The following is a 19,630-nucleotide window of genomic DNA, read 5'->3' on the forward strand; positions in this document are numbered from 1 at the left end:
CCGGCTGACGCCATCGTCAAGGAAAGCGCCCCGGCGCAATTCGAAGTCAACCTGCATCACGTCTCTGACCCGATCAAGGCGTGCGACTACGCGGTCCTGCTCAAGCGTTTGGTGAAAAACATCGCCTACGACCACGAGATGGATACCACCTTCATGGCCAAGCCGTATCCGGGCCAGGCGGGCAACGGTCTGCACGTACACATTTCGATTCTGGACAAAGAAGGCAACAACATCTTTGCCAGCGAGGATCCCGAGCAGAACGCCGCGCTGCGTCACGCGATCGGCGGTGTGCTGGAGACCCTGCCTGCGCAAATGGCGTTCCTGTGCCCGAACGTCAACTCGTACCGTCGTTTCGGCGCACAGTTCTACGTGCCGAACTCGCCGAGCTGGGGCATCGACAACCGCACCGTGGCCGTGCGCGTACCGACCGGTTCCGCCGACGCCGTGCGCATCGAGCATCGTGTTGCCGGTGCCGACGCCAACCCGTACCTGTTGATGGCATCGGTACTGGCCGGTATTCACCACGGTCTGACCAATCAGATCGAGCCGGGCGCCCCGGTGGAAGGCAACAGCTACGAGCAGAACGAGCAGAGCCTGCCGAACAACCTGCGCGATGCACTGCGCGAACTGGACGACAGCGAAGTCATGGCCCGCTACATCGACCCTCTGTACATCGACGTGTTCGTCGCTTGTAAAGAAAGCGAGCTGGCCGAGTTCGAGAACTCGATCTCTGACCTTGAGTACAACTGGTATCTGCATACCGTTTAAAGCCCAGCACCATTCTCTGTAGGAGTGAGCCTGCTCGCGATAGCGTCGCCACATTCAAAAGTGATGGTGACTGATCCACCGCTATCGCGAGCAGGCTCACTCCTACAGGGGATCGGTTACCAGATTTTGATCGGCGGCGTTCGTCCGCTGCTCACCAACCCCTTGTCGAGCCACAACAATGACTACAACCCGCAACGACTGGGAACAACGCTTCCAGTCCCTGACCATCGAATCCCGCGCCTTTATCAACGGCGAATACCGCCCGGCGATCAGCGGCGACACCTTCGAATGCCTGAGCCCCGTTGACGGCCGTTTCCTCGCCTCCGTGGCCAGCACCGACGAAGCCGACGCCGACCTCGCCGTGGAAGTCGCGCGCCAGTCTTTCGAGTCCGGCGTGTGGGCAAAAAAAGCCCCGGCCGAGCGCAAACGCATCCTGATCCGCTTCGCCGATCTGATCCTCCAGAACCAGGAAGAACTGGCGCTGCTGGAAACCCTCGACATGGGCAAACCGATCAGCGACTCGATGAGCATCGACATCCCGGCGACCGCCAACGCGATCCGCTGGAGCGCCGAAGCCATCGACAAGATCTACGACGAAGTGGCGGCCACCCCGCACGATCAACTCGGCCTCGTCACTCGCGAGCCTTCCGGTGTCGTCGCGGCCATCGTGCCGTGGAACTTCCCGTTGATCATGGCCAGCTGGAAATTCGCTCCAGCGTTGGCAGCTGGCAACTCGTTCATTCTCAAACCTTCGGAAAAGTCGCCGCTGACCGCCATCCGCATCGCGCAGTTGGCGTTGGATGCCGGCATTCCAAAAGGCGTGTTCAACGTTCTGCCAGGCTTCGGTCACACCGTCGGCAAGGCGTTGGCGTTGCACATGGACGTCGACGTGCTGGCCTTCACCGGCTCCACGGCGATTGCCAAACAGCTGATGATTTATGCCGGCCAAAGCAACATGAAACGCGTCTGGCTCGAAGCCGGGGGCAAGAGCCCGAACGTGGTGTTTGCCGACGCACCGGACTTGCGCGCAGCAGCCCAGGCCGCCGCCGGCGCCATCGCCTTCAACCAGGGCGAAGTGTGCACCGCCGGTTCGCGTCTGCTGGTCGAGCGTTCGATCCGCGAGCAGTTCATCCCGTTGCTGGTGGAAGCACTGCAAGCGTGGAAGCCGGGTCACGCACTGGACCCGGCGACCACCGTGGGTGCCGTGGTCGATCAGCGTCAACTGGACAACGTGCTGCGCTACATCAGCATCGGACGTGAGGAGGGCGCCGAGCTGATCGCTGGTGGCCAACGTACCCTCGAAGAAACCGGTGGCCTTTATGTGCAACCGGCGATCTTCGACGGCGTGACCAATGCGATGACCATCGCCCGCGAAGAAATCTTCGGCCCGGTGCTGTCGCTGATCACCTTCGACACCGCTGAAGAAGCGCTGCAGATCGCCAACGACAGCATCTTCGGCCTCGCCGCCGGTGTCTGGACCAGCAACCTGAGCAAAGCGCACACCTTCGCTCGCGGTTTGCGCGCCGGCAGCGTGTGGGTCAACCAATACGACGGCGGCGACATGACCGCGCCGTTCGGTGGCTTCAAACAGTCGGGCAACGGTCGCGACAAATCGCTGCACGCGTTCGACAAGTACACCGAGCTGAAAGCGACCTGGATCAAGCTCTAACTCTTTTACAACGGTGGTCGCTTTAACCGGCGACCCTCGGAGAACAATAAAATGAAACAACAACACGTCAACAGCTACTACGCCGCCACCCGCAACGAAGTCATCGACTTCCCGACTCTTGAAGAGTCGGTCGAGTGCGACGTCTGCATCATCGGCGCCGGCTACACCGGTCTGTCCTCGGCGCTGTTCCTGACCGAAGCCGGCTACAAGGTGACCGTACTGGAAGCGGCAAAAGTCGGCTACGGCGCCAGCGGTCGCAACGGCGGCCAACTGGTCAACTCCTACAGTCGCGACGTCGATGTGATCGAAGAACGCTACGGCGACAAAACTGCGGAAATCCTCGGCAGCATGATCTTCGAAGGCGCCGACATCATCCGTTCGCGCATCAAGGACTACGACATCAAATGCGACTACCGCCCGGGCGGTATCTTCGCAGCGATGAACAAGAAACAACTCAACGGTCTGGCAGAGCAAAAGCGCAGCTGGGAACGTTACGGCAACCGCAATCTGAAGATGCTTGACGCTGCGGATATTCGTCGTGAAGTCGGTTCCGATGCCTACGTCGGCGGCTTGCTGGACATGCAGGGCGGCCACGTTCACCCGTTGAACCTGGCCCTCGGTGAAGCCGCCGCGATCACGCGTCTGGGCGGCAAGATCTACGAGCAATCGGCAGCGGTGGAAATCACCTACGGCGAGCCGAATGTCATCCGCACCGCCAAAGGCCTGGTACGCGCCAAGTACCTGCTGATCGCCGGCAACGCTTATCTGCCGCAAGGCCTCGACAACCGCGTGACCGCGAAAAGCATGCCGTGCGGCTCGCAGATCGTCGTCACCGAACCGTTGACTGAAAAACAGGCGCGCAGCCTGATCACCAACAACTACTGCGTCGAAGACTGCAACTATCTGCTCGACTACTACCGTCTGACTGCCGACAACCGCCTGCTGTACGGCGGCGGCGTGGTCTACGGTGCGCGTGAGCCGGACGACATCGAACAACTGATCCGCCCGAAGATTCTCAAGACTTTCCCGCAGCTCAAAGACGTCAAAATCGACTACCGCTGGACCGGCAACTTCCTGCTGACCATGTCACGCATGCCGCAATTCGGCCGCATCGAGAAAAACGCCTACTACATGCAAGGCTACAGCGGCCACGGCGTCACCTGCTCGCACCTGGCCGGCAAACTGATCTCGGAAATGATCCGCGGCGACGCCGAACGCTTCGATGCGTTCGCCTCGTTGCCGCACATGCCGATGCTCGGCGGCCGCACGTTCTCCGCACCGCTGACAGCCCTCGGCGCCGTCTACTACTCGCTACGCGACCGCTTCGGCATCTAGGTTACCTCCCCGGCGGCGGCCCCCAAGACCCCGCCGGTTTTTTACCTGACACCAAAGCTCAAACTGTAGGAGTGAGCCTGCTCGCGATGAGGCCAGCCCGGGCACCATCACTTCTCCAGAAACACCACAAACCCTGTGGGAGTCTGGCTTGCCAGCGATGGCGGTCAATCAGCAAAAAGTAATGTTGAATGTGCCACCCAATCGCTGGCAAGCCAGCTCCCACAGGTTTTGTATTCAGCCCGGAATTACCACCGGCAGGCTCATTTGATCCACCGTCCATCGAACCTGCTGAGCAACATCAGCAAACGTGATTTAATAGCCGCCTTTCACGGTTCCGGGACACGGGAGCAACGTGATCCGCGCCCTCGGCGCGTCACCCGCCACCCACCCCCATTACCCTTAAGTACCTCAACATAAGGCTGTCATGGATACGGGTTCTCGACTCAAACTAGTACGCGAAAGCTACAAACTCTCCCAGCGCGAGCTGGCCCGGCGTAGCGGCGTGACCAATGCCACCATTTCCCTGATCGAACAGAATCGCGTCAGTCCCTCGGTCAGCTCCCTGAAAAAGCTGCTCGAAGGCATCCCGATGTCCCTGGCCGACTTCTTCACCTTCGACCAGCCGCCGCGCGAGCATCAATACGTCTTCCGTGCCAACGAACAGCCCGATCTTGGCCGCCATGGCCTGCGTCTGCTACTGATCGGCGCCTCGGTGCCAAGCCGCCAGATGCGCTTGCTGCGCGAGCAATACGCCCCAGGTGCGAGTTCCGGGGAAGAGCCGATTGTGCATGCGGAAGGTGAGGAGTGCGGGCTGGTGACGCGTGGGACGGTTGAGTTGACCGTGGATGGGTCGGTGAGTGTTTTGAATGCGGGGGATGGGTATTACTTTCCGACGACGTTGCCGCATAAGTTTCGGAATATTGGAGCGGATGAGGCTGAGATTATTAGTGCGAATACGCCCGCCAACTTCTGATTACTGACCGATGCCAGAAGCGGCGGATGGCCGCTTCATGCGGATTCGATGACAGCGCCCTCAGGGCGTTGGCATGCTTAACCGATCCAGAGCACAGTTGTTGGCCGGTGTCTGCTCAGCCAGAACCAGTCGAGCTCCGGAATCCAGATCAACGATGTTGATCTGGCAGCTACTGATGACAGTCGGGCCATCGCTGATTCCACCTTTGACCACATATCGTGCGCCCGGCTTGAACTCGGTGACAAATTCGACCGAGCACCTGCGTTGCGCTGTGGCCGCACCCTCAAGCACCAGGCGGATCGGCTTGCCGGCCTCAATGGCTCGAAAACCCTGATGCTCCGTTGGATATCCCCCTCTGACCGAAAATAATTGTCGCTCGGGTGTCACCGGGACTGATCTGCCGTACTTACAGGCAATGGTCGGCGCTGCGCTGAGGGCGATGTAGTTGTGACGGCTGAGCAATGCGTCCATCTCACTGCGAATCTGCGCTTGAGGTCCGTTGGCCGGGGGTTCGTATTGCGGCATTGGCGCGCAACCTGCGATCAAAAGCAGGGCCGAGCCTGCGTACAACAGTTTCATGGCATTTCTGTCCGTAGTGGTTTGAGGTGGGTCATGAAGGTGACGGGATTACTTGCAGGGGGCTGCCTGACAGAATGACTTCTTTTGAGCACGTCTGCGTCATCTGGTCATTCGAGGCTCATCCAGCGGTCGGTGGCAGGATAATCGGCGCTGAAGCTATCAAATTGACACTATCTATTCCAGAGCCATTTTCGAGATGCGCAAGGTAGTTTTTTTGCGCCGTAGCGGAGATTCGTCAAGTAGCGTGGAGTGCGGGATTCCTTTTGGGGGGCGTAATTTCTTGATGGAAGGAAAAGTTTGTAGGCTCGATAGTATTGCTTTGTAAGAAAGCTCTGAGCAGGTACCTGATGACGCGGCATCCATGAAGCTATTGTTCTTCTGGCATGTTTGAATTGCATGACAGATATTCTTTATAGTTGGCAGGGCGTGAGGGGGAGTAGAAGTTCTCGAGATGTGTGTCTTGTGAGTGTGGGCTCTATATGTTGATTCGAGAGTTTTGTGTAGTTGTTGGTCTTTTTATCCTCACTATTCTTCTCAGTGCGTTGTATGGTGCGTTAATGGTACATAACCTTGGTAAGGTTTTTCCTTTGGATGGAGTTGTCAAAAAGGTTGTTTTGGGTTTTGTTTTTTTGGGGATGTTGTTTGTTAATTTTCGTTATTTCTTTGTTGAACAGCTTGCGGAGTCGCTTGGTCGAGATACCAAGGTAGAAAAAACTCCAGTGATTGTCGGTTATCTTTATATCTTTATTTCTGCATTGTTTTGCGCTGAGGTTATCGTTCAATTCATCGCTCAGATTGTTGGTGAAGGATTCGGTTTTACCGATCTTTATCGGGGTGTTATAGGTGTGGTAGCGTTTGTGATAATTTCTATTTGGTTTTGGTTGCGTACAGAATTGTGATACAACTAATTTGATGTTGGATTATTTGTGTCGTCTTTGTCTGTCATGCTTTTTATTGTAAATGAGTTAACCAGGGCTTCAAATGCTAAAGCCGCTTTTCCCATCTGATGGTAGACGTGCTCATAGTTTATCGGGTCTCGAATAAACAGTTCGGTTGAGTCGGTTTTGCGAGTCAGTCTAAAGATGCCAATGATAGAAAGGCTTAAGTCGGCTGAGTAATAACTTATATTTCCATCGCTTTCTCCTAAAAAAACTTGGTAGAGCTGTCTAGTAGGGCCGGTGATACCTTCTTTGCCTGGGCCGTTGTAAATATTCCCTAGACCCTCGTAAATATTGTTAACGCCATGGGCGTAGTACGCTACCCCCAGTGGCAGATTAATACCTCTCCGTTGCCCTATTAATATCGTACCTGTTTGTGCCTGCATTAATCCCGCCGCTACACCAACGCCATTTTGCGCATAGAACAATACTTTTTCCGATAAGTCAGCGTACTCATCTTTCAGTGCCAGCAACCCTTGCTTCGCACTAATGACACCTTCATCCACCGCCCGAATAATCTCATTCGCATAAGACGAAACGAACTCGCCAAATCTGAGCTGACTGAAACTGTCATACAGCTGAGTAGCGCCAATCTGGCAGCCGAAGGCGACCAGATCAGCAGCAGCCCGTGTGACATCGTTAATGTCACACGAATCCTCATTCATCCTCGTTGCCCCAAGTGCTGTAGCCGCAGGTGCCCGCCTGAATGTGCGTCCAACTGATCTCTCGGTAAGTGAATGACACCAGTTCCTGTGGCTGTGCGTCGTTCAAATGGATGGCGTGGGGGACCTGGAGGTTGATGTGGGCGACTTTTGCACCGGCGATGTGGATTTTGAAGTATTTGTCCTGAGTACCAGCGGGAGAGGTTCGGTAGAAGAAAATGGTGCAGTCGAGCACTTCGCGTTCGTGAAGTGCGGAGGACAGGAGGGGGGAGGATTTATCGATGTTCTTGGTGATCATGATCGGTAAGTGCTTGCCACGGTCGGCAGTGACGCCGCCGTTATTGTCGGTAGTCATGTTGTGGGAGTAGGCCAGGACCATGATTTCGTCGAGGTGACCCAGTTGGCATTTGTTGCCGATCGAATTTGTGTCGGAGCAACCGGCCGAGATCAGACCTTGTCGGTTTCCAGTAATGCTCATATAGCTGTGGTTGGCCATGGATGCTCTGCTTTATTGAATGGAGAACTCTTGTTTGAAGAGTAACCGTCGACTAAAGCCGGAACAGTGAGGTGCGGGTTCGCTGTGGGTGATGTTCAGACGTGTCTTACAAGGGGCGCGGAAGTCGGGAGATGATTATTCCGAAGTGCCAACGACGTTATCGCTGATTGGGTGACCGGGCTTTTATGAAGTTGGCACTTTTTGCAGTGTGTTGGTTATGAGGTCGGCGCTTCGAAACCTCGCTGCTCGATTACCCGAAACACGTCACTGACATCCTGGACCATGATTCGGGCGATGTTGGTGACGGTGTTGATGTCGTGCTCGGCGTAATCGGGGAGGCTGGTGCAGGCGATGAGGTCGAGGTATTTGAGGACGGCGTTGAGGCGTCGGCGAGGCAGGCTTCGTAATCCGTGGCGTGCGGCGTATCTGGAGAAATGAGCTCGCTGGTTTGGGGCCGCTTCGTAGCCCATCGGGGATGAATCCCCTCGCCGCAAGGGGTGTTTTCCTACGCGTTTTTCAGACTTCAAATTTGGTCGAATCTCAAATCATGGCTTTGCGTGCCGTTGGGAACTTTCCTTTAAATTGATGTCAATTTGATGGCGTGTCGCGACGCTCATTTCGAACGGATCAAGCAGTGCCAGGCTGTTTCCTGGCAACCCAAGGAAGTGTGAGATGAAATTGATTCTTGCGATGTTGTTGCTGTTCAGCGGTTACGTTTCCGCCAGTTGTGCCAGCATCAGTGATCCTGTCAAACGCAACTATTGCCAGGCCACGCAGGAAGGCAGCAGTTGTTATTCCATCGACAATTACGATTTGCGCACGGCCTGCGAAGCGGAGAGGGGCGGTTCATGCGCCAGTATCGAGGATCGTGACCAGCGCGCCTATTGTGACGCCAAGAAAGGCGCTAGTTGTTCTTCCATCGACAATTACGATTTGCGCACGGCCTGCGAAGCAGAGAAAGGCGGTTCATGTGCCAGCATCGGGGATCGTGATCAGCGTGCCTTCTGCGAGGCGAAGCAGGGCAGTAGCTGTGCGAGCATCGGCGATGGGGACCTGCGCAACCAGTGTGAAGCCATGAAACGTTGATTGATCTGCTTGCCCCAAAGGCAAAAAAGGGACACCCAATGGCGTCCCTTTTTCATGTGCGTGATTCTTCAACGTCAATCGACGTAGACGAACGCCGATGCCCAGGCGGGCATCGGCGTTTTTGCATTGGAAACGTCAGGCAGCCTTGCTCAGCAGCGCTGCAAACTTGCGCTTGGCATCTTCCACGGCATCGGCAATGTCACGGGCGGCATTGCTTGATTCGGCGCGGTAGCTGTCGGTCAGGCTCTGCATGTCGGTCTGGAAGCTCAGGGTCGCATCAGCAAGCGCACGAACCGAATCGACCTTGATGGTCGAGCCGTAGCTGGCTTTGACCGCCGCTTCAATCTGTTGATTGCCGGCAGAGCCCAACGCTTCGAGCCCTTTGCTGATGCCTTCGGTCGTGGCATTGAGTGTGTGGGTCGCTTCGGCCAGGCCGCTGTTGCTGATGAAGGATACGGCGAGGCCGGTGAGTACCACTTCGTTGGTGGAGAAGAACGAGACCATGCGCTGATACTGGCGCTCCTTGATCACGTGCACCTGATTGATTCGGGCAAATATCATTTCGGCGGTGTTGTACCCGACCTTGAGGTCATCGGCGATGTCCTTGACGATCTGGTAGCGCTTGTCTTCATCCTGCAGGGCACGCACGGCTTCATCGCGTTGCAGCTCCAGGCTGGCGCGCAGGGCCGGCTCGGAAGTCTCGGCAGCGCTGACCTGAGCACTGGCGTCGTTCAGCGCCTGAGTGCGTTGCTGCAGCGCTTTGCCGGCCACTGCCAGAACTTGCTGGGCGTCGACTTCGGCGGCTTTCATCGCCATCCGGAAGTCCATGTACGCCTCAAGCACCACGCTTTCCCGGGCAATCTGGTCATTGGCCGACTTGCACACCTGCAAGTAGCTTTCGCGGATGTCATTGAAGCGGCTGGGAATCGAGCCGCGACGCAGGTTCATCCAGCTCAGCTTGAGTTTTTCCAGAGTGTCGAGGCGACCGTCGTCCATCCATTCGGCCATGGCCGAAGCGTCTTCACGGATCGAGGTGAAGCGCTGGGTGATGTCCATGAAGCGCGTGGAAATGTCCATGCCTTCAATCTGCTCGCGGACCATACTGTTGAACGCGGTCGACTGCTGTAGTACCGAAGCGATGGCGGTAACTTTGCTGTTGTCGTACTGAGCGACGCGGTCGAGCAGTACCAGCACCGGTGCATCATGAACGGGTTGAAACAGGTTGATGCCGATCGTGCGCAGACCAGTGAGTGCCCGTTCGAGGTAGTTGGTCATCGAGTGTCCTTACGTGGTGTCGTCTGTTCTGGGTGTGGGCAAGCATTAACCCTCAGCGGGCAGGCTTGCCGTACAGCTCTTCATTGCGCGCCTGCATCGCCAGCAGCATCAACTCGTTCTGGCGATTGCCAGCGTAGTTGATGCGCTTGGCCAGCAGGCCGTCGAGCCAGCGCTGGAAAAAACCGAACGCGTATTGGTCGGTGCCATAGGCCCGATCACGCAGGAAGACATAGGCTTCGTTTTCACTGTAGGCGCGCAGTTTTTCCCTGCATTCCTGGCGGATGTCTTCGTAGTCTTTGGCACTGTGCGCCGGCGTCTGTCTGGCGGTCGATTGACTGGGCGATGACGCCTGGTTCTGGGTGGTTGAGGTCATTGCAGTACCTGTTTTTGATGAGAGCCATTACCGCCATTTGCTCGGAGAGTGGAATGTTGCGCATCAGGTGTCCTTTCGTGAGGCTGGCCAGGCAGTCGGTGGTTTATTGACCGATGCCAAACAGCTCGTCGTCGATATCACGGAACGTGGAGAACGCGTCGTCGTGAGTCGTCTCGTTATCGATGCGATCAAGCTGTTGCCCGAGCAGGGTCATTTGCTGTTTCAGACTGCCGGATTGTTCGATCCTGGCGGTACTCTTCGGATCTTCGCTGATGTCACGCAGGCTCTGGCGCATCCAGATGATTGCACCGGCGTACTTCATGTCGTTGTAGATTTGGTTAGAGTCGGTTTCGAACCGCAGTTGCTGGGCTTTGAGTGTCATGACTTGCAGTTCCACCGAGTCCAGATTGTCTTTGGTGATTTTTAAATCCACACCAAGATCCGTGCGAAAAGCGCTGGTTGGCATTCTGGATTGCGCACGCTGGAGCAAACGGCCGACGTTCGCGTTCGGGTGCTCCGCGTTGCTCTTGCCCAACGCCGCGAGACGTTTGGTTATTGACTGCACTTGCTCGTTCAACGTGAAGCTTTTGTCGCGTATCGGCCAGGCATTTTTGACGAGGTAGTCAACTCTCCCGGCATCCTTGTTGTGGTGAGTCGCCCACAGAATTAGCGCACTGAATAACAGGATCAGCAGAATGAGTGGCGACAGGCGTATGGTTCCCGGTTTGTCGCTCGCCGGCGAAGCGCCACGGCGGCTGAGCCACTTGACCAGCCACGTATCGAATCCATTGAGTGCCGGGGTCTCCAGCTTCAGGCGATGGGCGAAAAACTGCCGCACACCTTGTTCTATCAGGTTGTCATCGAACTCGATGGCGTTACCGATGTAGTAGGCGCGGATGCGCTCGGCGATATCCGCGCGACGGCGGGGCAGGTCCAGATGATCCTGAATCTGCTTTTGCTCATGGCGCAGTTTGTCGATGAACGCCATCGCCGTCAGTTGATCGGAGAGTGCGGTGCTGCTCATGGGGGGCGTCCTTCTCAATCTGTCATTCTCCCGAACCACCCCAGCGGCGCCAGTAGCCTGCATCTTTCATCGAGCTGATCAGATGATTGATTTTTCGTTCGGCGGCCGCCGAGTCACCGGCTTCAAGGAACTGGTGGATGACTTCGACTTTTCTGCGCAGTTGGGGGCGGATTTCATCCGGTACCCTGCGGGAGGTGATGCGCTCTTTCAGCGAGCGGTAGCGCATGGACTGCAGTTCGAGCATGTCTTGTTCATAGCTCCAGAGATCGCTACGCAGATCGTTGTACGCCGTTGAAGCCTCCTGGGCACTGTCGTAGTCGGTGACTTGCTTGAGCAACTGGTCGACTTCCGCCAGACGCTGGTCCAGATTGCTGGAGTGGGCAATCCCGAGGGCAAACTTCGGGTCTTGCAGCATTTCTTTGAGTTGATTACGAGTGTCGAGGATACGTCCGGCATACTTCACATTGCCTTCAACATCGTACAGAGACCGGTTGACTGCATACCGGCCCTCTTCGAGTTCTTTGACCCGAACTTCGATCGCGGCTGCGTTTGCCGATGTGACGGGCTCGGAAAGACCGATAGACGTGCGTACGTCGGTAGCCGGCAGCGCGCTCCGGGCGCGCTGCAGCAATACGCTGGCCTGCGGGTCCGGTTGTTCGGCCAGCCTGCGAGCCAGGGCCTCCACGGCGCCACGCTGCTTGTCCACCTCCCGGAACAGCTTTTTGCGATCATCGCGGACAATCGCGGCGTCAGTGCTGATCTCGCTCACTTCGGCTGGGCTGTAAACCGTCGGGCTAGTGAATTTGTAGACCACGAAGGCAATGCCCAATAGCACCATGGCAGAGGTTCGCAGCGTTTTGATCACACCGGAGCGCCGGACTAACGTGTTGATCAGCCAGGTGTCGATTGCACCCACGGGCGGCATTTCCAGCAGCAGGCGACGCGCGAACACCTGACGCACGCCTTGTTCGATCAGGTTGTCATCGAATGCGATGTTGTGGTTCTGGTAATAGCTGCGAATGTGCTCGGCAATTTCGGCTCGGCGTCGCGGCAGATCGAGGTGTTCCTGAACCTGTTTCTGCTGATGGCGCAACTCATCGACCAAGGCCATTGCGCCCATCTGTTCGGAGAGTGGAATACTGCTCATCGGTGTCCTTTCCAGGTTGAGGCGTGATGCGGGGCAAGCATGGCGGGGGGAGTATACCGAACGGTCAATCCCGAGTGCCCGCCTCGTGCCAGAGGCGGGCAAACATTATTCGCGAGATGGCCGGGCCGAAACGACTCTTGGGGACAGTGGCGTCGGTGGCACCCATCAGCCATTGGTCGTGGCTCTGCAGTCCCTGCGCATGTCATCGTTTTTGATGTTTTCACAACCGGCGTGCGCGTAGCCGCTCAACATCAATAACATCAAGAGAATCAGTCTCATCGGGGGTACTTCCATGATTGTCAGGAAACAGCCTGACGCTGAGTGATGCCGCATGATTAAAGACAATTAGCGATATCGCATTGACATCACTTTAAAGAAAAGTTCATGGCCGGCCTATGCGCAGGACAAAAATTCGAAGCGTCTTCGGATGTTGATTGGTGCGATTCAGTTGATTTTTGATTTGCCATGGTTGGGTGAATCCGTGATGGTATGCATGAAACAGTTTGTAACGCCTCGCCACGGACGGACCCACACATGATCGAAATCGGCGGTCGCAACAACGCCCCCACGCCGCAGCACAAGACCCACGACGTCTACTTCTTCAGCATCGACTTGACCCGAGCGGCCACGCCTTTTTGTTTCGAACAATCGATTGGTGGCGGGCATGCCGAGCAGGGCGGCGCGATCTGGTTGGCGCTGGATGAGCTGGAGGCCTGGCCCGGTGAGTGGCGTGAGCATTTGAAGAAGTCTGATTGTGCCTGGGTCGCTGAGTTGATCGATGCACATCCTGGTGTGGATCAAGTGACATTGGTGTCGATGATTCTCAAGCGTCACTCCGAGCCAGCGAAGCCAGTCGGTCGCTTGAAGGCCATTGGCGCTTGGCTCAAACGCAATATCCACGTTGGCGGCCGGTATGGCATTTAACTTGGGGAGATTCTCATGACTCAGACGCTTGAACGCGCAATCGCCATCGCCGCTGCGGCCCACGCTGGGCAGGTGGACAAGGGCGGGGCGCCGTACATTTTGCATCCGCTGAAGGTGATGCTGCGCATGACCACGCTGGAGGAGCGCATCGTCGCGGTGCTGCACGATGTGGTCGAGGATTGCGCTATCAGTCTCGACGACTTGCGTAAGGAAGGCTTCAGCGAAGAGGTGCTGACGGCGATCCAATCGGTGACCAAGGTGCCGGGCGAGTCCTATGAGGATTTCGTCGAACGCGCCGCACAGAACCCGATCGGCCGTGTGGTGAAACTGGCGGATCTGGAAGAAAACAGCGACCTGTCACGGATCGCCTCGCCGAGTTGGGAGGATCTGGAGCGGATCGAGAAGTATCGGCGCGCGATTGGACGGTTGCGCGCTTAAGCCATTTGAATTGCCAGGAAGGCGAATATGAAATCCATTCTGTGTCTGTTGATCGCCGCCGGGTTTGGCGTTGCGTTGCAATCCCTCGGCGTGCCTCACGGCTTGTTGCTGGGTTCGATCCTTGTCACGGCACTGGTCGTCACCCGATCAGGTTTCGCACCCGCAACGCCTTATGGGCTGGGTTATATCCAGGTCTCGCTGGGCATCGCCACCGGGCTGATGTTTGAGGCGTGGGACAGTGCGACGGCGTCGACCATGCTCCCAAGCCTTGGCGTTTTGCTGCTGTGTCTGACGGTGCAGATTGCCCTGGCCGGTTGGTGGCTGACGCGTGGGGCAGGGTGGAACCGCACGGATGCGCTACTCGCGGTGTATCCGGGGGCACTGGCGGCGGTGTTTGATTTGCTCGAGTCGGAGAAGGCGTCGAGCAAAGTGATCATCGTGCATCTGATGCGGTTACTGCTGATCACGGTGTTGGTGAGCTTTTTGATTCCGGGGCAGGTGTCAGTGGCTGCTGTTGAAAGCGATCCGTTGACCACCGGCATGGCGCTGACGGTTTTCTCGGTAATCGGCTTGAGCGTCGTGCTCGGTCGATTGCTGCTGGTAATTGGCGTGCCGGCGCCCTTCATGCTCACGGCGATCATCATCACCGCAGTCTGTGTAAAAGCAGGCTGGTTGCACGGTTTTCACATGCCCGACTGGAGCTTGAATCTGGCGGCGCTGATTCTCGGCGTGCGCATCGGCTCGCGGTTCCAGGGTTTGGGCTTCAAGGAATTGGGCCTGCATGGCCGCACGGCGCTGGTCTCGGTCGGGTTGATGATCGTGGTCGCGGCGGCATTTGCCGAAGTGGCGGCGCGATTCCTCGGGAGTGATCCGTTGTCGTTATGGCTGGCGTACATGCCGGGGGCGATCGAGACGATTGCGATTGTCGCGTTTGCCGGTGGGCTGAACGTGGTGTTTATCCTCACTCACCACTTAGCGCGGATGGTGCTGCTGCATTTTGCGCCGGCGTTGTTGGTGCAGGTGCGGCGGGTGCGGGAGGGGGCCTGACTACGCATCATCCGTCGTGGTGAGGGAGTTTGCTCCTTCACCACGCAAATGAGATTGCTGCTGTTGAACTACACTTCCCGATTACCCCGCCTCACAGCCAATCCAGGCCCCGCCGGAGGTAATCATGAACCGTTTATCGTCCACCGCTCTCTTGATCGCCGCTCTTTGCGCCACGCAAGCCAATGCGCAAACCGTCGTCCCGCTCAAGGGCCAGACCTCGCAACAAACCCAGATCGACATCAACGACTGCCACTCGGTCGCCGCCAGTTCCACCACATCAACCCCGCAAACCGGCGGTCGCCTGAAGGGCGCTGCCGTGGGTGCTGCGGCCGGTGCAACAGCGGCTGAGGTGCGCGGTCGCCAGCACGACGGGTTGTACGATGCGGTCGACGATGACCGTAAGCAGGATTACCGGCAGAACCGCGCCAGACAGACGGCAACCGCCGGCGCTGTAGTCGGTGGCGCACGGCAGCGGCAGGAGCGACGCGCGCAGAGCAAAACCGATGCGGCAGCCAGTTCCAGTGCCTACACCGGGTGTCTGCAAGGGCGCGGCTATCAGGTCACGCCTTGACGCTGGGGTTTGTGCGCTTCGAGCAGGTGCATCATCAGCGCGCTGTACAGCGTCACCAGAATGAACAGGCCCATGCGCACGGCGAATGCGGTGTAGACGTCTTTGCCGGCGGCGCTGTCCTGCACTGATTGGCCGAGCAGGATGATCATCGTCACCAGGGTGTTGAGCCAGAAGCCCGGACTGAACCGCGTCGCACTAAGGCGATAGAGTTTGCGCGCCAGCCATAACCCGAACAGCAGCATCCACAGAAAGAACATCCACAGGTGCACGAACAGGCTCAATCCGCACCACAGCAGTACCGCCAGCACACCCGCGAGCAGGGTCGAACCGAGCAATTCGCGCCCGGCGTGGTGGGTGTGAGTGGTGGAGCTTTGCTGGCCGAGGCTGACAGCTTTGAGGATGATCGGCAGGTAACTGGCAGGGTCGCTCAGGGCCAGCAAAAAGGTTGGCAGCACGATCAGCGTGGCGCGCAAGGCCACACGCGGGACTTCGTCGGCGGGCATCGCGGGTGGCTTCGGGGGCACAGGGCTGTCGGGCCGTTCCGGAAACAGTGCGTGACTGATACCGACCACCGCGACCGCCAGTAACAGGCCTTTGACCAACGCGCCAATCACCGCCATCGCCAGATCAAACTCGGCGAACCCGGCGGCAGAAATCATGGTCATGCCGATCATCAGAAAGGTCACGATCAGCGGATTGCCGCCACGCAGGCCAAAGCGAAACACCACAAACAAACCGGTGCCGATCAACAACACGCCGCTCACCGGGTAATAACGCAGCAACGGCACCAACAGCAGGCCAATGCTCGTGGTGAGCGCCGCCGCCAGCGCCAATACCAACGCACCTTTGAGCGGTAATGGCCGGGGCATACTGGCCAGCAGCAACACCGCCAGCACTGGCGAGATAAACGCCAGCGGCAGCGCCAGCGCATAACTGGCGGCGGTGCACAGCGCGGTGCCGAACGCCAGGCGCAAGGCCCGCTGCGCCGGGACGCTGCGTTCAGTAGGCATACGACAGCCAGCTCATCAGACCGACAAACAGCCGCCCCAACGGGTTGAGCGGATTGCCCTCGGTAGGAAAGGCCATGACTTCAGCCTGGCCGCCGGCACGGATCGCGCGACTGTCGACGAGGCGTTTCTTCGCCTCTTCCGTGAACTCGATGATCACCGGGAAACGCTGCGCCGGACGCAACCAGTCGCGGCTGTTCTGGATGCTCGGCAGGGTGCCCGGCGCCGGGGTCTGGCCGACGCTGACACCATAGCCGACGCTGCGCACCCGGCCGTCGAGGACTTCGCCGGGCAGCGCATCCAGAACGATCGATACCGGCGTTCCAGGCTGCACGCGGCCGAGGTTGTTCTCGGTGAGGTCGGCGCTGATCCACACGTCATGGATGGCGATCAAAGTCATCAGTGGACTGCCGGCGGCGGTGAACTGGCCGACATCGGTGCGCAGGTCGGTGATCAACCCGGCCGAACGCGCGCCGATGCGGGTGTTGGCCAGATCCAGTTCGGCTTTGGCCAGTGCCGAGGCAGCGCTGCGCAATTGCGCGTTGGTGTCGGTATTGCCGCCTTCCTGCTCTTGTGCGCGCTGTACTTCGGCGCGGGCAGCGGCGACTTGGGCGACCGCTTGTTCGCGGTTGGCTCGCGATACCTCAAGAAGACGGACAGAGACCGTGCCAGGGTCCTGTTTATACAAACCTTCAAGCCGCTGATTGTCCTGCCGCGCCTTGAGTTCGTTGGCTTGGGCTGCGCGTAATGAAGCTTGCGCCGAAGCGATTCCGGCAGTGCTCGCACCGACCTGACGGCGGGTCGATTCCAGATCGGCTTTCGCCCGATCGACCGCTATTTGCAGTGGCTGTGGGTCGAGTTCAAAGAGGACATCGCCAGCCTTTACATCCTGATTGTTGCGCACGTTGACGCGGATCACCCGACCCGCAACTTCCGCCGCCACCGGAATCACGAATGCGCCGACCCGCGCTTGTTGGGTATAGGGCGTGTAGCGGTCGGCGAGCAGGTACCAGGCCAGGCTCAGTACGATCAACAAAAGCACCCAGCGGATGCCTTTTTTTGCAGGATCGGGCTGGGCAGGCGCGGGGGCCGGGGCGGGTGGCGCGGCTTCAGTCATGACGGGTTACCTGCGATGGGAGGGGATACGCCGGTTGGGCGGGCGGCGCGCTGAGCAAATCGCCCCAATTAGTGCGTTGTTGCATTTGTTGCCGTGTCGGCTCATCGACCTGCGGCGCGTTGCTTTGCCAGCCGCCGCCGAGGGCTTTGTACAGGGCGATCAGGTTGCTCACGGCGTTGCTACGGCTGACCAGATAGTTGTCTTGCAATTCGAGCAGGGCGCGTTGCGCGTCGAGCACCCGCTGAAAGTCGGAATAACCTTCGCGGTATTGGGTGTTGGCCAGCACCAGTGAACGTCGCGCAGCGCCTTCGGCCTCGCGCAGAATGCGTTCGCGCTCAAGCGCTTTGCTCAAGCCGCTGGCGGCATCGTCGGCTTCGCGCGCAGCTTGGCGGACCTTGTCGCGATAGGCTTCGATCAGTTGCTGCAAACGCGCGTCCTGCACCCGTATGTTGTTGCGGATACGGCCGTAATCGAAGATGTTCCAGCGCAGGCTCGGGCCGCCGATCAGATCGAGGCTGCGCGGCGTCGCGCCGAGGGAATCGCTGGACCAGACGATGCTGCCGAGCAAGGTCAGCGACGGATACAGATCGGTTTCGGCGACACCGACCAGCGCCGATTGCGCGGCGACATTCAGTTCCGCCGCGCGTATATCCGGGCGACGCAACAGCAGGTTGGCCGGGACGTCTTGCAGCACGGCGCGATCGAGCAATGGAATCAAACCCGTTTGCTCGGCCAGCAACGCCGCGCCACCGGGTGGCTGGCCGACTAAAACTGCCAAAGCGTTGCGGGTGCGCAGGACTTGATCTTCGAATGCGGGGAGGCTGCTGAGCGTGCCGAGGTATTGGGTTTTCGCCTGTTGCAGGTCGAGTTCGGCCGTCTGGCCGCTGTTGAAGAGTTTTTCGGTGATTTCGAAATTGCGCTTCTGCTGGACGGCGTTCTCCCGGGCGACGCGCAGGCGTGCTTCGGTGGTACGCAGGGAGAAATAGGTGTCGGCGACTTGCGCGCGCAGCAGCACGAGGGCGTCTTCGTAATTGGCCTGCGCGGCAAAGTAGCTGGCGTCGGACGACTCGATGGCACGGCTGAAACGACCCCAGAAATCCAGCTCCCAACCGACATCGAACGCGGCGCTGTGTTGCCAGAAATGCAGATCCTGCGGGTTGTTGCCGCCAGATTGATGGCGATCAACGTACAGGCTGTCGACACCGAGCTGTTGCAGTTGCGGATAGCGCCCGCTTTCAGCTATGCCCAATTGGGCGCGAGCTTCAAGCACTCGCAGCCCGGCGATTTTCAGGCTGCTGTTGTGCGCATCGGCTTCGCTGATCAGGCGATCGAGTACCGGGTCGGCGAACACCTGCCACCACTGGCGCAGATCCGGTTGGTTGGCCCGTGTGCTGGCTTGTTCCAGCGCCAGGCTGTTCCATTGCTTGCTCCACATCTCGGCGGGAGGCTCAAAGTCCGGCCCCAGACGAACGCAGCCACTGAAACTCAAGGCGCCAAGCAACAACAGATATCCGGGCCGTGTCAGCAGGGCTGTCGTTCGTGGCATTGCGTTATGTCTCTGACCCGCAAATATCAGTGGAGCATAGACGGCAAATTGCAAATTGTTCGGGCGAATCTGCTGCTACGCTTTTCAGGCATCAGCACCCACCCAAACAGGTACGTATTCATGGACACAGCACAAGATCCGATGACACCGCCTCCCGCTGCCACCTGGCGCTTCAAGGTCGGCGTCGGGATCATCTGCCTGATGCTTGGCTCGTGGCTAATGGTGCCGTTGGCCGCCGCTCTCGATGTACCCGGCTCGAAAGTCGCGGCGCTGACGGGGGTGCTGTTTATCAGTAACAAAGTGCTGTTGCTGCTGGTGATCGCGGTGATGGGCAAGGCCGGATTCGCTGAACTGAAACGCACGATTGGCCGACATGTCTCGGGGATGCTTCCGACCCCTGTCGCCGAAGTCTCGCCGCTGCGGCATCGGGTGGGCGTGGTGATGTTTTGCCTGCCGTTGCTGACGTCGTTTCTGGAACCGTATTTCGATAACTTCTGGCCGGGGTTGCGGCCCAATTTGTGGCAGTTGCAATTGCTTGGGGATTTGATGTTTGTGGGCAGCTTTTTTGTGCTCGGCGGCAACTTTTGGGACAAGGCCCACGCGTTGTTTGTGCGCAAGGCGCGGGTGGTGGTTGCTGATTAAGATCAAAAGATCG

Annotated in this window: 22 protein-coding genes; 11 read left to right on the forward strand and 11 right to left on the reverse strand. The window is 58.3% G+C overall.

From position 1 onward, the window contains the following. The 4 genes from ACIONG_RS03720 to ACIONG_RS03735 all read left to right on the forward strand — a co-directional run. Window positions 1-768, forward strand: a 768-nt coding sequence (locus tag ACIONG_RS03720; RefSeq protein ID WP_401296815.1) for a glutamine synthetase family protein, incomplete at its 5' end; no start/stop codon positions are given. Window positions 769-946: 178 nt separating this feature from the next. Then, complete coding sequence (locus ACIONG_RS03725; protein ID WP_401296817.1) at window positions 947-2,437, forward strand: aldehyde dehydrogenase; 1,491 nt, start codon at window positions 947-949, stop codon at window positions 2,435-2,437. Window positions 2,438-2,488: 51 nt separating this feature from the next. Continuing rightward, a complete protein-coding gene (locus ACIONG_RS03730) occupies window positions 2,489-3,772 on the forward strand; it encodes an NAD(P)/FAD-dependent oxidoreductase (RefSeq protein WP_401296819.1) in 1,284 nt (427 codons plus the stop codon). 424 nt (window positions 3,773-4,196) lie between these two features. Further along, window positions 4,197-4,745: a cupin domain-containing protein gene (locus ACIONG_RS03735; RefSeq protein WP_007950154.1), complete on the forward strand. Its 549-nt coding sequence runs from the start codon at window positions 4,197-4,199 to the stop codon at window positions 4,743-4,745. Between the two features lie 60 nt (window positions 4,746-4,805). On the opposite strand, the gene ACIONG_RS03740 is transcribed toward ACIONG_RS03735, so the two are convergent. After that, window positions 4,806-5,270: a hypothetical protein gene (locus ACIONG_RS03740; RefSeq protein WP_401296821.1), complete on the reverse strand. Its 465-nt coding sequence runs from the start codon at window positions 5,268-5,270 to the stop codon at window positions 4,806-4,808. A gap of 533 nt (window positions 5,271-5,803) precedes the next feature. Here ACIONG_RS03740 and ACIONG_RS03745 point away from each other — a divergent pair. Beyond that, window positions 5,804-6,223, forward strand: a complete 420-nt coding sequence (locus ACIONG_RS03745) for a hypothetical protein (protein ID WP_401296823.1) — start codon at window positions 5,804-5,806, stop codon at window positions 6,221-6,223. A gap of 5 nt (window positions 6,224-6,228) precedes the next feature. Here ACIONG_RS03745 and ACIONG_RS03750 read toward each other — a convergent pair whose 3' ends face one another. From ACIONG_RS03750 to ACIONG_RS03760, 3 genes are all read right to left on the reverse strand, one after another. Next, window positions 6,229-6,927, reverse strand: a complete 699-nt coding sequence (locus ACIONG_RS03750) for a DUF4225 domain-containing protein (RefSeq protein ID WP_401296825.1) — start codon at window positions 6,925-6,927, stop codon at window positions 6,229-6,231. Continuing rightward, window positions 6,920-7,420: an Hcp family type VI secretion system effector gene (locus tag ACIONG_RS03755; RefSeq protein ID WP_103305924.1), complete on the reverse strand. Its 501-nt coding sequence runs from the start codon at window positions 7,418-7,420 to the stop codon at window positions 6,920-6,922. Before ACIONG_RS03755 ends, ACIONG_RS03750 begins: the two co-directional genes overlap by 8 nt. Window positions 7,421-7,635: 215 nt before the next feature. After that, complete coding sequence (locus tag ACIONG_RS03760; protein WP_401296827.1) at window positions 7,636-7,890, reverse strand: hypothetical protein; 255 nt, start codon at window positions 7,888-7,890, stop codon at window positions 7,636-7,638. Between the two features lie 202 nt (window positions 7,891-8,092). Between ACIONG_RS03760 and ACIONG_RS03765 the strand changes: the two genes are divergently transcribed. After that, window positions 8,093-8,506 (forward strand): hypothetical protein, encoded by a 414-nt coding sequence (locus tag ACIONG_RS03765; protein ID WP_212809276.1) that lies wholly within the window; start codon window positions 8,093-8,095, stop codon window positions 8,504-8,506. A 135-nt stretch (window positions 8,507-8,641) separates the two neighbouring features. Here the strand turns inward: ACIONG_RS03765 and ACIONG_RS03770 are convergent, their stop codons facing one another. From ACIONG_RS03770 to ACIONG_RS03785, 4 genes are all read right to left on the reverse strand, one after another. Then, window positions 8,642-9,781 (reverse strand): merozoite surface protein 3b, encoded by a 1,140-nt coding sequence (locus tag ACIONG_RS03770; RefSeq protein ID WP_401296830.1) that lies wholly within the window; start codon window positions 9,779-9,781, stop codon window positions 8,642-8,644. A 52-nt stretch (window positions 9,782-9,833) separates the two neighbouring features. Further along, entirely contained in the window at window positions 9,834-10,154 is a 321-nt protein-coding gene (locus ACIONG_RS03775) for a hypothetical protein (RefSeq protein ID WP_212809274.1), read from the reverse strand. 103 nt (window positions 10,155-10,257) lie between these two features. Beyond that, a complete protein-coding gene (locus tag ACIONG_RS03780; protein WP_401296832.1) occupies window positions 10,258-11,178 on the reverse strand; it encodes a DUF6384 family protein in 921 nt (306 codons plus the stop codon). A gap of 22 nt (window positions 11,179-11,200) precedes the next feature. Then, window positions 11,201-12,325 carry a DUF6384 family protein gene (locus tag ACIONG_RS03785; protein ID WP_401296834.1) on the reverse strand — a complete coding sequence of 375 codons (1,125 nt, stop codon included), beginning with the start codon at window positions 12,323-12,325 and terminating at the stop codon, window positions 11,201-11,203. Between the two features lie 534 nt (window positions 12,326-12,859). On the opposite strand from ACIONG_RS03785, the gene ACIONG_RS03790 reads away from it, so the two are divergent. From ACIONG_RS03790 to ACIONG_RS03805, 4 genes are all read left to right on the forward strand, one after another. After that, entirely contained in the window at window positions 12,860-13,249 is a 390-nt protein-coding gene (locus ACIONG_RS03790; protein ID WP_123528973.1) for a hypothetical protein, read from the forward strand. 15 nt (window positions 13,250-13,264) lie between these two features. Continuing rightward, on the forward strand, window positions 13,265-13,687 hold the full coding sequence (locus ACIONG_RS03795; protein WP_212809271.1) for an HD domain-containing protein: 423 nt from the start codon (window positions 13,265-13,267) through the stop codon (window positions 13,685-13,687). Window positions 13,688-13,714: 27 nt separating this feature from the next. Next, complete coding sequence (locus ACIONG_RS03800) at window positions 13,715-14,734, forward strand: AbrB family transcriptional regulator (RefSeq protein ID WP_401296836.1); 1,020 nt, start codon at window positions 13,715-13,717, stop codon at window positions 14,732-14,734. Window positions 14,735-14,858: 124 nt separating this feature from the next. Continuing rightward, on the forward strand, window positions 14,859-15,305 hold the full coding sequence (locus ACIONG_RS03805) for a hypothetical protein (protein ID WP_401296838.1): 447 nt from the start codon (window positions 14,859-14,861) through the stop codon (window positions 15,303-15,305). Here ACIONG_RS03805 and ACIONG_RS03810 read toward each other — a convergent pair. Genes ACIONG_RS03810 through ACIONG_RS03820 form a run of 3 tightly spaced genes read right to left on the reverse strand, consistent with a single transcriptional unit; the run spans window position 15,290 to window position 18,975 of the window. After that, window positions 15,290-16,315 (reverse strand): DUF2955 domain-containing protein, encoded by a 1,026-nt coding sequence (locus ACIONG_RS03810; protein ID WP_401296840.1) that lies wholly within the window; start codon window positions 16,313-16,315, stop codon window positions 15,290-15,292. The genes ACIONG_RS03805 and ACIONG_RS03810 overlap by 16 nt on opposite strands. Beyond that, window positions 16,305-17,429, reverse strand: a complete 1,125-nt coding sequence (locus ACIONG_RS03815; RefSeq protein WP_401296842.1) for an HlyD family secretion protein — start codon at window positions 17,427-17,429, stop codon at window positions 16,305-16,307. Before ACIONG_RS03815 ends, ACIONG_RS03810 begins: the two co-directional genes overlap by 11 nt. Further along, a complete protein-coding gene (locus ACIONG_RS03820; RefSeq protein ID WP_401296844.1) occupies window positions 17,422-18,975 on the reverse strand; it encodes an efflux transporter outer membrane subunit in 1,554 nt (517 codons plus the stop codon). Before ACIONG_RS03820 ends, ACIONG_RS03815 begins: the two co-directional genes overlap by 8 nt. Before the next feature lie 120 nt (window positions 18,976-19,095). On the opposite strand from ACIONG_RS03820, the gene ACIONG_RS03825 reads away from it, so the two are divergent. Next, window positions 19,096-19,617 (forward strand): transporter suffix domain-containing protein, encoded by a 522-nt coding sequence (locus tag ACIONG_RS03825; RefSeq protein WP_103305705.1) that lies wholly within the window; start codon window positions 19,096-19,098, stop codon window positions 19,615-19,617. The last annotated feature ends 13 nt before the right edge of the window (window positions 19,618-19,630 follow it).

This window comes from Pseudomonas sp. NPDC087817 (assembly GCF_044742875.1).
In the GTDB taxonomy this organism is placed as follows: Bacteria; Pseudomonadota; Gammaproteobacteria; order Pseudomonadales; family Pseudomonadaceae; genus Aquipseudomonas.

Bases quoted from the DNA above. Each gene is read 5' to 3' on its own strand.
- ACIONG_RS03735 (WP_007950154.1), top strand. From the start codon at position 4,197: ATGGATACGGGTTCTCGACTCAAACTAGTACGCGAAAGCTACAAACTC.
- ACIONG_RS03750 (WP_401296825.1), bottom strand. From the start codon at position 6,927: ATGAATGAGGATTCGTGTGACATTAACGATGTCACACGGGCTGCTGCT.
- ACIONG_RS03760 (WP_401296827.1), bottom strand. From the start codon at position 7,890: ATGGGCTACGAAGCGGCCCCAAACCAGCGAGCTCATTTCTCCAGATAC.
- ACIONG_RS03745 (WP_401296823.1), top strand. From the start codon at position 5,804: ATGTTGATTCGAGAGTTTTGTGTAGTTGTTGGTCTTTTTATCCTCACT.
- ACIONG_RS03785 (WP_401296834.1), bottom strand. From the start codon at position 12,325: ATGAGCAGTATTCCACTCTCCGAACAGATGGGCGCAATGGCCTTGGTC.
- ACIONG_RS03790 (WP_123528973.1), top strand. From the start codon at position 12,860: ATGATCGAAATCGGCGGTCGCAACAACGCCCCCACGCCGCAGCACAAG.
- ACIONG_RS03815 (WP_401296842.1), bottom strand. From the start codon at position 17,429: ATGACTGAAGCCGCGCCACCCGCCCCGGCCCCCGCGCCTGCCCAGCCC.
- ACIONG_RS03795 (WP_212809271.1), top strand. From the start codon at position 13,265: ATGACTCAGACGCTTGAACGCGCAATCGCCATCGCCGCTGCGGCCCAC.
- ACIONG_RS03805 (WP_401296838.1), top strand. From the start codon at position 14,859: ATGAACCGTTTATCGTCCACCGCTCTCTTGATCGCCGCTCTTTGCGCC.
- ACIONG_RS03825 (WP_103305705.1), top strand. From the start codon at position 19,096: ATGGACACAGCACAAGATCCGATGACACCGCCTCCCGCTGCCACCTGG.
- ACIONG_RS03820 (WP_401296844.1), bottom strand. From the start codon at position 18,975: ATGCCACGAACGACAGCCCTGCTGACACGGCCCGGATATCTGTTGTTG.
- ACIONG_RS03740 (WP_401296821.1), bottom strand. From the start codon at position 5,270: ATGCCGCAATACGAACCCCCGGCCAACGGACCTCAAGCGCAGATTCGC.
- ACIONG_RS03775 (WP_212809274.1), bottom strand. From the start codon at position 10,154: ATGACCTCAACCACCCAGAACCAGGCGTCATCGCCCAGTCAATCGACC.
- ACIONG_RS03755 (WP_103305924.1), bottom strand. From the start codon at position 7,420: ATGGCCAACCACAGCTATATGAGCATTACTGGAAACCGACAAGGTCTG.
- ACIONG_RS03800 (WP_401296836.1), top strand. From the start codon at position 13,715: ATGAAATCCATTCTGTGTCTGTTGATCGCCGCCGGGTTTGGCGTTGCG.
- ACIONG_RS03730 (WP_401296819.1), top strand. From the start codon at position 2,489: ATGAAACAACAACACGTCAACAGCTACTACGCCGCCACCCGCAACGAA.
- ACIONG_RS03770 (WP_401296830.1), bottom strand. From the start codon at position 9,781: ATGACCAACTACCTCGAACGGGCACTCACTGGTCTGCGCACGATCGGC.
- ACIONG_RS03765 (WP_212809276.1), top strand. From the start codon at position 8,093: ATGAAATTGATTCTTGCGATGTTGTTGCTGTTCAGCGGTTACGTTTCC.
- ACIONG_RS03780 (WP_401296832.1), bottom strand. From the start codon at position 11,178: ATGAGCAGCACCGCACTCTCCGATCAACTGACGGCGATGGCGTTCATC.
- ACIONG_RS03810 (WP_401296840.1), bottom strand. From the start codon at position 16,315: ATGCCTACTGAACGCAGCGTCCCGGCGCAGCGGGCCTTGCGCCTGGCG.
- ACIONG_RS03725 (WP_401296817.1), top strand. From the start codon at position 947: ATGACTACAACCCGCAACGACTGGGAACAACGCTTCCAGTCCCTGACC.